At 66.3% G+C, this 11,500-nt stretch carries 11 protein-coding genes; 6 read left to right on the top strand and 5 right to left on the bottom strand.

What is annotated here, in order from left to right; translation table 11 throughout:
• Positions 1-683, bottom strand: a 683-nt coding sequence (locus EET13_RS25500; protein WP_136623252.1) for a PE family protein, incomplete at its 3' end; no start/stop codon positions are given.
• A gap of 350 nt (positions 684-1,033) precedes the next feature.
• Between EET13_RS25500 and EET13_RS25495 the strand changes: the two genes are divergently transcribed.
• Both EET13_RS25495 and EET13_RS25490 read left to right on the top strand, forming a co-directional pair.
• A complete protein-coding gene (locus tag EET13_RS25495; protein WP_122444864.1) occupies positions 1,034-1,882 on the top strand; it encodes an amidohydrolase family protein in 849 nt (282 codons plus the stop codon).
• Entirely contained in the window at positions 1,879-3,426 is a 1,548-nt protein-coding gene (locus EET13_RS25490; protein ID WP_122444863.1) for an acetolactate synthase large subunit, read from the top strand. The genes EET13_RS25495 and EET13_RS25490 overlap by 4 nt, the downstream gene beginning before the upstream one ends.
• Positions 3,427-3,450: 24 nt before the next feature.
• On the opposite strand, the gene EET13_RS25485 is transcribed toward EET13_RS25490, so the two are convergent.
• From EET13_RS25485 to EET13_RS25470, 4 genes are all read right to left on the bottom strand, one after another.
• Entirely contained in the window at positions 3,451-4,161 is a 711-nt protein-coding gene (locus EET13_RS25485) for a serine hydrolase (protein ID WP_122444862.1), read from the bottom strand.
• A 91-nt stretch (positions 4,162-4,252) separates the two neighbouring features.
• Positions 4,253-5,758, bottom strand: a complete 1,506-nt coding sequence (gene fadD17 / locus EET13_RS25480) for a long-chain-fatty-acid--CoA ligase FadD17 (RefSeq protein WP_122444861.1) — start codon at positions 5,756-5,758, stop codon at positions 4,253-4,255.
• Positions 5,759-5,866: 108 nt separating this feature from the next.
• Entirely contained in the window at positions 5,867-6,964 is a 1,098-nt protein-coding gene (locus EET13_RS25475) for an acyl-CoA dehydrogenase family protein (protein WP_122444860.1), read from the bottom strand.
• Between the two features lie 21 nt (positions 6,965-6,985).
• Positions 6,986-8,167: an acyl-CoA dehydrogenase gene (locus EET13_RS25470; protein WP_122444859.1), complete on the bottom strand. Its 1,182-nt coding sequence runs from the start codon at positions 8,165-8,167 to the stop codon at positions 6,986-6,988.
• Between the two features lie 245 nt (positions 8,168-8,412).
• Between EET13_RS25470 and EET13_RS25465 the strand changes: the two genes are divergently transcribed.
• The 4 genes from EET13_RS25465 (at position 8,413) to EET13_RS25450 (ending at position 11,493) form a co-directional block, all read left to right on the top strand.
• Complete coding sequence (locus EET13_RS25465; protein WP_122444858.1) at positions 8,413-8,604, top strand: ferredoxin; 192 nt, start codon at positions 8,413-8,415, stop codon at positions 8,602-8,604.
• Positions 8,605-8,640: 36 nt separating this feature from the next.
• Positions 8,641-9,609: a 3-oxoacyl-ACP reductase gene (locus EET13_RS25460; RefSeq protein ID WP_425294272.1), complete on the top strand. Its 969-nt coding sequence runs from the start codon at positions 8,641-8,643 to the stop codon at positions 9,607-9,609.
• 242 nt (positions 9,610-9,851) lie between these two features.
• A complete protein-coding gene (locus tag EET13_RS25455) occupies positions 9,852-10,616 on the top strand; it encodes an MlaE family ABC transporter permease (protein ID WP_063470958.1) in 765 nt (254 codons plus the stop codon).
• Positions 10,617-10,650: 34 nt separating this feature from the next.
• Positions 10,651-11,493: an MlaE family ABC transporter permease gene (locus tag EET13_RS25450; RefSeq protein WP_122444856.1), complete on the top strand. Its 843-nt coding sequence runs from the start codon at positions 10,651-10,653 to the stop codon at positions 11,491-11,493.
• The last annotated feature ends 7 nt before the right edge of the window (positions 11,494-11,500 follow it).

Here is an 11,500-nt window from a genome sequence, read left to right as displayed (position 1 = left end):
ATCCCGCCGACGCCGCCGGCCCCGCCGCCACCCCACAAGAAACCGCCGTGGCCGCCGGCACCGCCGGCACCCGCGCCCGTTCCGCCCATGCCGCCGGTGCCGCCAAAGCCCAGCATCCACCCGCCGTTACCACCGGCCCCGCCGTTCGCGCCAACGCCGCCGGCGCCACCCATGCCGCCGTTGCCCCACAGCCCCGCCGACCCGCCGGCGCCACCAGCTTGGCCGGGACCACCAGCTGCCCCATTGCCGCCGTTGCCGAACAAGATGCCGCCGTCTCCGCCAGCGCCGCCGGGGACTGTCGCGTTGGCACCGTTGCCGATCAGCGGTCGGCCCAGCAGCAGTTGGGTCGGCGCATTCACCAGGTTGAGCACGTCCTGCTCGAGGGTCTGCAATGGTGACGCGTTGGCGGCCTCAGCGAACGCGTACGCTCCCGCGCCGGCACCCAACGCCTGCAGGAATCGGGCGTGAAACGCCTCTGCCTGAGCACTGATGGCCTGGTATTCGCGGCCGTATGCGCCGAATAGCTCCGCAATACGCGCCGACACCTCATCGGTGGCCGCGGCCAATACCTCTGTGGTCGAGGTGGCCGCGGCGGCATTGGCGGCACCAACGGCTGAACCGAGGTTGGTCAAATCCTGGGTGGCGGCGGCGACGATGTCCGGCGAAACGAGCACGTATGACATGACGGAAAACTCCAACCGGTGTCCGGGGATGTGTCGGCAGACACCGCCCCACGCCGGCGTCGCTAGGCGGGAGCCTAGCTACGACTCGTCCAATTTGTCCGCCCTTTATTGGATTTTGGTTTGGTTTTTCTTGCACTCACCAGTTATTCAGTTTGTACGAAGCGCTTAATGCCGCATACATCCCTTAAAAATCAGGAAAACAGTGACCATGAGAATTTGTCGACCACGGCGTATTTAGCGCGTAGACGAGGTCTCCCACCGGCCAAGATGGCTCGGGCAGATCAATATCGACATCACATCCCACCGGGCCGCACGACGGAGCCGGCACGGCGTCTACAGTTCGAAGCGCGATGACCATCGATGTGTGGATGCAGCACCCGACGCAGCGGTTCCTGCGCAGCGACATGTTGGCGTCGCTCCGGCGATGGACCGGTGAGTCCATACCCGATACCGAGATCCCGATCGAGGCAACGCTCGCGGCGATGGACGCCGCCGGCGTTGACGTCGGCCTGCTCAGTGCGTGGCAAGCCCCCGGCGGCCAGGAGCTGATCTCCAACGACGAGGTCGCCGCATGGGTCGCTGCGAATCCCCACAGGTTTGTCGCTTTGGCGACGGTCGACCTGGACCGTCCCATGGCAGCGGTTCGGGAACTGCGGCGCCGCGTGCGCGACGGGTTCGTCGGCCTGCGGGTGGTGCCGTGGCTGTGGAACGCCCCACCGACCGACCGCCGCTACTACCCGTTGTTCGCCGAATGCGTCGAGTCCGCGGTGCCGTTCTGTACTCAGGTCGGACATACCGGGCCGCTGCGGCCGTCGGAAACCGGACGTCCGATTCCCTACATTGATCAGGTGGCACTGGACTTTCCGGAACTGGTGATCGTGTGCGGGCACGTCGGCTATCCGTGGACCGAGGAAATGGTCGCGGTGGCCCGCAAGCACGGAAACGTCTACATCGACACCTCCGCCTACACCATCAAGCGGCTACCGCCGGAGCTGGTGCGCTTCATGAAAACCGCTACCGGACAACGAAAAGTCTTATTCGGCACCAATTATCCGATGATCGCCCACCAGCACGCTCTGGCGGGTCTCGACGAACTCGGTCTCACCGATGAGGCCCGACGAGACTTCTTGCACCGCAACGCCACACGTGTATTCGGGAAGTTGGTAGGCGGACCGGCGGCAGGAAGGGCAATTCCATGAACGGCGCTCAGGCCCTCATCAGCACTCTGGTCGACGGCGGTGTCGAAGTGTGCTTCGCCAACCCCGGTACGTCGGAGATGCACTTCGTGGCGGCACTCGACTCTGTCCCCCAAATGCACGGTATATTAACGCTTTTCGAAGGCGTGGCCACCGGTGCGGCCGACGGCTACGCCCGCATCGCCGACCGGCCCGCGGCGGTGCTGTTGCACCTTGGTCCCGGGCTGGGCAACGGTCTGGCCAACCTGCACAATGCGCGCCGTGCGCGGGTGCCGATGGTGGTCGTCGTCGGTGACCATGCGACCTATCACAAAAAGTACGACGCCCCACTGGAATCCGACATCGATGCACTGGCCGGCACGGTATCGGGATGGGTGCGACGGACGCAGACGGCTGGTGACGTGGGAACCGATACCGCCGACGCCGTCGCTGCAAGCCGGCTGGGCCCGCAGATCGCGACGCTGATCCTGCCCGCTGACGCCTCGTGGTCAGAAGGCGCCGCGCCGGCCGCCACCGCGCACGAGCCGCCGGTACTGGCGGGTGCGGACCTGGAGTCGGTGGCCGACGTGTTGCGCTCCGGAGAACCCGTGATGTTGCTGATCGGTGGGGACGCCACCCGGGGCACGGGGTTGGCCGCGGCCGCGCGGATCGCCGACGCCACGGGGGCCCGCTGGCTATGTGAGACGTTTCCGACCCGGCTGGAGCGCGGCGCCGGCGTGCCCGCGGTGGAGCGCCTGGCCTACTTCGCAGAAGCAGCCGCGGCGCAACTGGATGGGGCCAAGCACCTGGTGCTGGCCGGCGCCAAATCACCGGTGTCGTTTTTCGCCTACCCCGGCATGCCAAGCGACCTGGTGCCGGCCGGATGTGCGGTGCACGTGCTCGCCGAGCCAAGCGGAGCGGCGAAGGCGTTGACCGTGCTGGCCGACGAGCTGGCACCCGGCACCAGCGCGCCGGTGGCGGCAGCGTCACGTCCGCAACTTCCCGAGGGGCCTTTGACGTCGGCAACGGCGGCCGACGTGATCGGTGCGCTGATGCCCGATCGGGCGATCGTCGTCGACGAATCCACCACCTCGGGTCTGCTGCTGCCAGCGGCTACCGCCGGGTGCCCGCCCCACGACTGGCTGACGCTGACCGGGGGAGCGATCGGCTACGGCATCCCGGCGGCGGTGGGGGCTGCCGTCGCGGCACCGGACCGTCCGGTGCTGTGCCTGCAAGCCGACGGCTCGGCGATGTACACGATTTCGGGGTTGTGGACCCAGGCGCGGGAAAACCTGGACGTCACCACCGTCATCTACAACAACGGCGCCTACGACATCCTGCGGATCGAGTTGCAGCGCGTCGGCGCTGGGTCTGCTCCCGGTCCCAGGGCGCTGAACCTTCTCGACATCTCTCCTCCCAGAATGGATTTCGTGAAGATGGCTGAGGGAATGGGTGTTTCAGCCCGTCGCGTCACCACTTGTGAGGAGCTCGCCGACGCCTTGCGCGCCGCCTTCGCCGAACCCGGACCGCACCTGATCGACGCGGTGGTGCCGTCGCTGCTGGGATAACGCAGCCCCAGCACCGGCGGCTCGTCAGCGCCGGATCAGCTCGGGGACCCGGCCGACGAGCCAGGCCGTCATCTGGTTGAGCGCATCCACCCCGGCCTCGAAAGCCTTCGCCTGGGCCGCCAACGCCACACCGGTATGGCCAGATGCGGCGGGAAAGATTCCGAATTGCCTTACCAGATAGCCGCCCTCGCTGCCCGGACCCCAACCACCTTTCGCGGCAGCACCTTTGGCGGCCAACCCCCAACGATGGTCGTCGATAAGATGATGCATCAAGTCGATGACACGGTCGGCGTCGGAAATCCCGGGCAGGGACGCCGCGAATTGTGCTTGCCGGTCCAGCGGCCACTGCGTTTGCCCGAATGCCGTGAAACCCTCTCGCAGCCGCCGGGATTCGACTACGGTGCGCGTATCGCCGGCTTCTTGGAGTACGTCTTGAACCTGCCGCGCCGCGTCAGCGGGATCTCCCAGTTGCGACCACAGCGCTTCCGCGGCGATATTGTCTGATTCGGTGATCGCCTTGACCGTCAAGTCTTTTGCGCGGCCACGGTCACGACGCAGTGCAGCGATCACCAACGGCACCTTGATCGTTGACCAAGCAACACCGGACGACCACCGGCCCACCACAGATGCCCCGGATTGTCCCGGTGCGGCGACGGCCAGGCCAATGACCGCCGGCACTGCGGCAGCGAGCTCTGCAAAGCTCTCTTCGAGTGACGCATGCGGTTCGCCGGTCATGTGCACCTTGGTCGACGGGCATAGTCGCCTGACACGAGTACCGATCCGGGCCGGCCGGTCCCAACACCAAGCGGTGCCTCGGCGAAATCCGCTATCGCGGTATCGGCCATACCGGATCTCCGCAGTCGACACCTTCGGCCGAAAGTTGGCGCTTGAGCACCTTGAAGGTCATGGTGCGGGGCAGCGTCGCGCTGACCCGGACGTATGACGGCCATTGCTTGGGACCGAGGTCGGGCTGTTCGGCCAGAAAGGCCCGGAACGACTCGGCGTCGAAGTCGGTGCCCGGCGCCATCACCGCCGCGGTCATCACCTGGTCACCCACCACCGGATCGGGGACCGGGTAGACCGCGACCTCGGCGACTCCGGGGTAGCGCAACAACACTCGTTCGATCGGCGCCGTACCGAGATTCTCGCCGTCGATTCGCATCCAATCACCAAGCCGCCCAGCGAAATACGCATAGCCGGCCACGTCGCGGTAGGCCAGGTCACCGCTGTGGTAGACGCCGCCGGCCATGCGCTCGGCGGAGGCGGCGTCGTCGTTGTAGTAGCCCTCGAAGCGACCGGGACCGGTGGTGTTGACCAACTCGCCGACGACACCGGGCGGGCACTGCTCACCGGTGTCGGGGTCGACGATCTGAATTCCATCCGGCACCGGCCCCAGCGCCCCGGCTGGAGTGTCGGGCGTGCGACTGATCGCCACGCCGCCCTCGGTCGAACCGAACCCGTCGATGACCACGCAGCCGAACCGGCGCCCGAACCGCTCGACGTCACCGGGCACACCTTCGTTGCCGTACACCGCCCGCAGCGGGTTGTCGGCGTCATCGGGTCGCTCCGGCGTCGCCAGCACGTACGACAACGGTTTGCCGACGTAGTTGGCGTAGGTGGCGCCGTAGCGGCGCACGTCTGCCAGGAACCCGGAAGCGGAAAACTTGCGCCGCAGCGCCATTGAGCCCTGGCATGCCAGCGCCACCGCCCATCCCACGAGCACCGCGTTGGAATGGAACAACGGCATCGACACATAGCAGACGTCGTCACGGCCCAGCCCGAAACGCTGGGTCATGGTCACCCCGGCGATCGCGACCTTGCTGTGGCTGCACTTCACCGCCTTTGGGTCACCGCTGGTGCCGGAGGTGTATATCAGCATGAAAAGGTCTGCAGGCGAGGCGGATTGAAAATTGACCCGCGCATCCTGGTGTACAGCGACAGCATCGGCCCAGCCGGCTGAATCCACATTGATGTGGTCGATATCACCCAGCGGCGCAGCTGATTCCGAGTCGGCGAGCACGAGCTGACAATCGGCGTGCGCGATGTCACGGGCCAATGCCGCACCGCGGCGCACCGGGTTGAGGCCGACGGGAACGATGCCCGACATTCCGGCTGCCACCAGCATTGCCGAAAAGAACGGGGTGTTCTGCAGCAGCACCCCGACATGCGGCGGACGCGCGGGGTCGAGGCGCTCCCGCAGGGCCGCCGCGACGGCGGCGCCGTGCTGCAGGTGAGCACGCCAACTGGTGAACGAGTCCCCGAAATAAACGCCCCGGTCCTCGATTTCGGCCAGCGGCACCAGCAATTGGGTAACGGTCGGATCAGCGCTCACTGCGTCGGGTTCCTCGTCGCCTCGATCGTGACGCCGCAGTCACGTTCGCACCCGAACGTGACGCTGCAGTCACGTTCGCGCCCGCGACGCGCTACACAAGTCATCAACCTAGGCCGGAGTCTCCGCCAGCTCCCGGCCGATCTGACGCAGCTGCCTGGTGGCGCCGCCCAGGGCGAACTCGGTCTCCTTGGCCGCCAAGAAGTATCGATGCACCGGATGATCGGTGTCGACACCGACGCCGCCGTGAATGTGCACGATCGTATGCGCCACCCGGTGCCCGGCATCGGCAGCCCAAAACGCGGCCGAGGCCACGTCGAGTTCGGCAGGAAGGTCCTCCGCGACCTTCCAGGCCGCTTGGGTCAGCGTCAGCCGCAGTCCTTTGACGTCGATGTAACCGTCGGCCAGCCGTTGCCCGACCGCCTGGAAGCTTCCGATAGGACGGTCGAATTGCTCTCGGGTGCGGGCATATTCGGCCGTCATCTGCAATCCGCGCTCGAGCACACCGAGCTGAAATGCGCTGCGGCCCAAGGCATACATGGTCCGCAGCCAGGCCAGGGCATCGCTATGGGCCACCAGACGTGAGCCGTCCACCGCAACACCATCCAGGGCCAGATGCCCGACGCTGCCCAGGCCGGTGGTCTGCAGGGCGGTCACCGCAACTCCCGGGTCCTCGGCTGCGACCAGCACAATGACGGTGCCGGAATCGGTTTCGGCGGGAACCAGGAACGCGTCGGCGACGGGGCCATACCCCACCTGTGTGCGCGTGCCGGTGAGCCGGTAGCCTTCACCGGCCCGAACAGCCTGCACCGGACCCTCGCCCATTTCATCGTCGAGTGCGACGGTCAAGATCTTCGACCCGCTGACCGCGGGCACCCCCCAGTCCTGCTGCAGCTCCTCGGAGCCGAACCGGGCCAGCGCACCGGCGGCCAGCATCACCGACTCCAGGTACGGCACCGCGGCCACTTGATGGCCCAGTGCAACCAGCACCGCAACCTGCTCGAGCACCCCGAAGCCGTCGCCGCCCAAAGACGGCGCCGCGGCGCTGGTCAGGATATCCGCGTCGATCAGTTTGCCCCACAGATCACGGTCGAATCGTTGTTCGGGTCCGTCGAGCCCCCGCTGATGCTCCGGGGTGCACACCGCGTCGACGATCGTGTCGACCAGCCCGCCGAGGTCGGCTGCCGCTTCGGTTGTCGAGAAATCCATGAGTGCTCCTTATCAGCGTTATCAGCGGCTCGCCCGGGGCAGGCCGAGGGCGACCATGCCGATGATGTCGCGCTGCACTTCGTTGGTACCGCCGCCGAAGGTCAGGATCAGGCACGCCCGGTGCATCCGCTCGACCCGGCCGCGCAGCAGGGCGCCGGGCGAATCCTGGCGCAACGTTGCGGCGGTGCCCAGCACTTCCATGAGCAGCCGGTAGGCCTCGGTGGCCAGCTCGGTCCCGAACACCTTGGCGGCCGACGCATCGGCCGGCGACAGCGCCTCGCCCGACGAGGACGCCAGCTCCCAGTTGATCAGCTTGAGCACCTCGGCCTTGGCGTGCACCCGGGCCAGGTTGAGCTGTACCCATTCCGAGTCGATGAGCCGCGCTCCGCTGGAATCCTTGGTGTGCTGCGCCCATTCGCGAACCTCGCGCAGGCACAGGAAGATCGGCGCGGGTGACACCAACGCGACCCGCTCGTGGTTGAGCTGGTTGGTCACCAGCTTCCAGCCGCCGTTCTCCTCCCCGACCCGGTTGGACACCGGCACCCGCACGTCGGTGTAGTAGGTGGCGCTGGTGTCGGGGCCGGCCATGGTGTGCACCGGAGTCCAGGAGAACCCGTCGGCGGTGGTCGGCACGATGAGCACCGAAATGCCGCGGTGCTTCTTCGCTTCGGTATTGGTGCGCACCGCCAGCCAGACATAGTCGGCGTAGGCGATCAGGCTGGTCCACATCTTCTGCCCGTTGACCACGTAGTCCTCGCCGTCCCGGACGGCGGTGGTGCGCAGGTTCGCCAGGTCCGTGCCGGCGCCCGGCTCGGAGTAGCCGATCGAGAAATGCAGGTCCCCCGCGGCAATGCGCGGTAAGAAGAACTTCTTCTGCTCGTCGGTGCCGAAGGCCATGATGGTCGGCGCGACGCTGTTGATCGTCAAGAACGGCACCGGCGCACCCGCCAGGGCAGCCTCGTCGGTGAATATCAGCGAGTCCATCGGCGAGCGGTCCTGACCGCCGTACTCCTTGGGCCAGTTCAAAGTGAGCCACCCGTCCTTGCCCATCTGTGCGACGGTCTCGCGGTACACGTTGCCGACGCCGATTTCGCCCCCGATCGAGCTCAGTGCTTCGCGCCGCTCCCGCGTCATCAGGGTGGCGAAGTACGACCGCAGTTCGCGGCGCAGCTCCTCCTGCTCGGGTGTGTAGCTGATGCGCATTCCTGCCGCCTCCGGTCAAACGATCGTGTCGGGTTAACGGGTCACCTGATGTCATCCGGTGTGCCATCCGGTGCCGGCTGCCAGCCCCCGAATCTAGCTCGAACGGCCATCCGGTCGTTCCCCCGGTTGTAACACGTTCTAGTCTGGGAATCCAGCGCATGCACGTGAGCTTTACGAGAGCCCTATGGTGGTGCTAGACAGCGATCAGGTGCAAGGCGGGTCCAAAGAGGGGTGAGGAGGGCGTCGTGCGAGTGAAAGTGGACCGTGACCGGTGCGAGGGTAACGCCGTGTGCTTGGGGATTGCACCGGATATCTTCGACCTGGACGACGAGGACTATGCGGTCGTGAAGGTTGATCCCATCCCGCCCGGCCAGGAAGCCCTGGCCGAGCAGGCGATCGCCGAATGTCCGCGTGCCGCCCTGCTGCGCGAGGATTAGGCCGCACGCCTACCGGCGTAACCCGAAACTAGAGGTATTCATAAATTGACTGGGTCCAATCGCCCCCCTTCCGCCCGAGCCTCGGCGAGGTCTGCGCCGGACAGCGCCAACGATCTGTCCGGAAAGGTCGCGGTCGTGACCGGTGCGGCCGCGGGACTGGGCCGCGCCGAGGCGCTGGGTCTGGCCAGGCTCGGCGCCACCGTCGTCGTGAACGACATCGGCATCGCCCTGGATAACTCGGACGTCGTCGACCAAGTCACCGCCGCCGGCGCCAAGGCGGTCGCGGTCGCCGGAGATATCAGCCAACGTCAGACGGCCGACGAACTCGTTGCGACCGCCGACGGGCTGGGTGGGCTGCACGTCGTGGTGAACAACGCCGGGATCACCCGGGACCGGATGCTGTTCAACATGACCGACGAGGACTGGGACCAGGTCATCGCGGTGCACCTGCGCGGCCATTTCCTATTGACCCGGAATGCGGCCACCTACTGGCGCGCCAAAGCCAAGGAAACCCCGGACGGCTCGGTCTACGCCCGGCTGGTCAACACCTCCTCCGAGGCCGGGCTGGTCGGTCCCGCTGGGCAGGCCAACTACGGCGCGGCCAAGGCGGGCATCACCGCGCTCACCCTGTCGGCGGCGCGGTCGCTGGGACGCTACGGGGTGCGCGCCAATGCGATCTGCCCACGAGCCCGAACCGCGATGACCGCCGACGTGTTCGGCACCGAGCCCGATATCCAGGACGGTGAAATCGACCCGTTGTCGCCGGAGCACGTGGTCAGCCTGGTCCAGTTTCTGGCGTCGCCCGCGGCCGCCGACGTCAACGGGCAGGTGTTCATCGTCTACGGCCCGCAGGTGACGCTGGTAGCCGCGCCGACGGCCGAGCGCCGCTTCAGTGCGGACGGCCCCTCGTGGCAGCCCGACCACCTGAGCGCCGCATTGCGGGACTACTTTGCTGGCCGAGATCCGGACCGCAGCTTTTCTGCTACTGGTCTGATGGCACAGTAGGGTCGGGCAAGCGCCGCGGACCCCTTCTGGCAGCCGCGCCAACAACTAGAACCTGTGTCAGAATCACCGCACGAGATGGGGTTTAACCAGCCAAATTAACGCAGGTTTTGCAAAGTGCTGTTCATTGACACGGCGAAGTTGTTCTGAGTTAATATGAGCCGGCTCACTCGGAGTCGCATCCGGCCCCTGGTCGGGCTCAGGGGACACATCGGCTTCGCCGCCTAGCAGACGGGGGAACCAAACTGATTCAACAGCTTGCGGTTCCGGCCCGGGCAGTCGGCGGGTTCTTCGAAATGTCGATCGACACCGCTCGTGCGGCTTTCCGGCGCCCCTTTCAGTTCCGCGAGTTCCTCGACCAGACCTGGATGGTCGCCCGGGTTTCGCTGGTCCCCACGCTGCTGGTGTCTATCCCGTTCACGGTCCTGGTGGCCTTCACCCTCAATATCCTGCTGCGCGAGATCGGTGCGGCCGACCTCTCCGGCGCCGGCACGGCATTCGGCACCATCACGCAGCTGGGTCCGGTGGTGACGGTGCTGGTGGTCGCCGGTGCCGGAGCCACCGCAATCTGCGCCGATCTGGGTGCGCGCACCATCCGCGAAGAGATCGACGCCATGCGGGTGCTGGGCATCGACCCGATCCAACGCCTGGTGGTGCCAAGGGTTTTGGCCTCCACACTGGTCGCGTTGCTGCTCAACGGGCTGGTGTGCGCCATCGGTTTGTCCGGGGGCTATGTGTTCTCGGTCTTCCTGCAGGGGGTCAACCCCGGCGCCTTCATCAACGGCCTGACCGTGCTGACGGGTCTGCGGGAATTGATCCTGGCCGAAGTCAAAGCGCTGCTGTTCGGAGTGATGGCCGGGCTGGTCGGCTGCTATCGCGGCCTGACCGTCAAGGGCGGCCCCAAGGGCGTCGGCAACGCGGTCAATGAAACGGTGGTCTACGCGTTCATCTGCCTGTTCGTGATCAACGTGGTGATGACCGCCATCGGCGTTCGAATCTCGGCCAAGTAACACGTAAGGGAAATCAAGCGATGGTGATGAAGCGATGAGCTACGACGTCACTATCCGCTTCCGCCGATTCATGTCCCGGCTGCAGGAGCCGGTCGATAACTTCGGCGAGCAGGCGCTGTTCTACGGCGAAACCGTGCGCTACATCCCCAATGCCGTCACGCGCTACCGCAAGGAGACCATCCGGCTGGTCGCCGAGATGACCCTGGGCGCCGGCGCGCTCGTCATGATCGGCGGCACCGTCGGCGTCGCGGCCTTCCTGACGTTGGCCTCCGGCGGCGTCATCGCGGTACAGGGCTACTCGTCGCTGGGCAACATCGGCATCGAGGCACTCACCGGGTTCCTCTCGGCGTTTTTGAACGTGCGCGTCGTCGCGCCGGTGATCGCCGGCATCGCCCTGGCGGCCACCATCGGCGCCGGCGCCACCGCCCAGCTGGGCGCCATGCGGGTGTCGGAGGAGATCGACGCCGTCGAATGCATGGCCGTGCACTCAGTCTCGTATCTGGTGTCGACCCGGTTGATCGCCGGCCTGGTCGCCATCATTCCGCTGTATTCCCTGTCGGTGCTGGCCGCATTCTTCGCCGCCCGCTTCACCACGGTGTTCATCAACGGCCAGTCCAAAGGCCTCTACGACCACTACTTCAATACCTTTCTGATCCCGTCGGACCTGCTGTGGTCGTTTCTGCAGGCGATCGTGATGTCAATCGCGGTGATGCTGGTGCATACCTATTACGGCTACAACGCCAGCGGCGGGTCGGTCGGGGTAGGCATCGCCGTCGGTCAGGCCGTGCGGACTTCGCTGATCGTGGTGGTGGTCATCACGTTGTTCATTTCGCTCGCCGTGTACGGTGCGTCCGGCAACTTCAACCTCTCTGGATAAGGACTCG

The sequence above is a fragment of the Mycobacterium attenuatum genome, from assembly GCF_900566085.1.
GTDB classification, from domain to species: domain Bacteria; phylum Actinomycetota; class Actinomycetes; order Mycobacteriales; family Mycobacteriaceae; genus Mycobacterium; species Mycobacterium attenuatum.
Note: the sequence above shows the minus strand (reverse complement) of the source record. Positions and strands in the feature narration are given on the sequence as shown.

What these genes read in the sequence shown, in the direction of transcription:
- EET13_RS25495 (WP_122444864.1), top strand. Translation starts at nt 1,034, where the DNA reads ATGACCATCGATGTGTGGATGCAGCACCCGACGCAGCGGTTCCTGCGC.
- EET13_RS25490 (WP_122444863.1), top strand. Translation starts at nt 1,879, where the DNA reads ATGAACGGCGCTCAGGCCCTCATCAGCACTCTGGTCGACGGCGGTGTC.
- EET13_RS25485 (WP_122444862.1), bottom strand. Translation starts at nt 4,161, where the DNA reads ATGACCGGCGAACCGCATGCGTCACTCGAAGAGAGCTTTGCAGAGCTC.
- EET13_RS25475 (WP_122444860.1), bottom strand. Translation starts at nt 6,964, where the DNA reads ATGGATTTCTCGACAACCGAAGCGGCAGCCGACCTCGGCGGGCTGGTC.
- EET13_RS25470 (WP_122444859.1), bottom strand. Translation starts at nt 8,167, where the DNA reads ATGCGCATCAGCTACACACCCGAGCAGGAGGAGCTGCGCCGCGAACTG.
- EET13_RS25450 (WP_122444856.1), top strand. Translation starts at nt 10,651, where the DNA reads ATGAGCTACGACGTCACTATCCGCTTCCGCCGATTCATGTCCCGGCTG.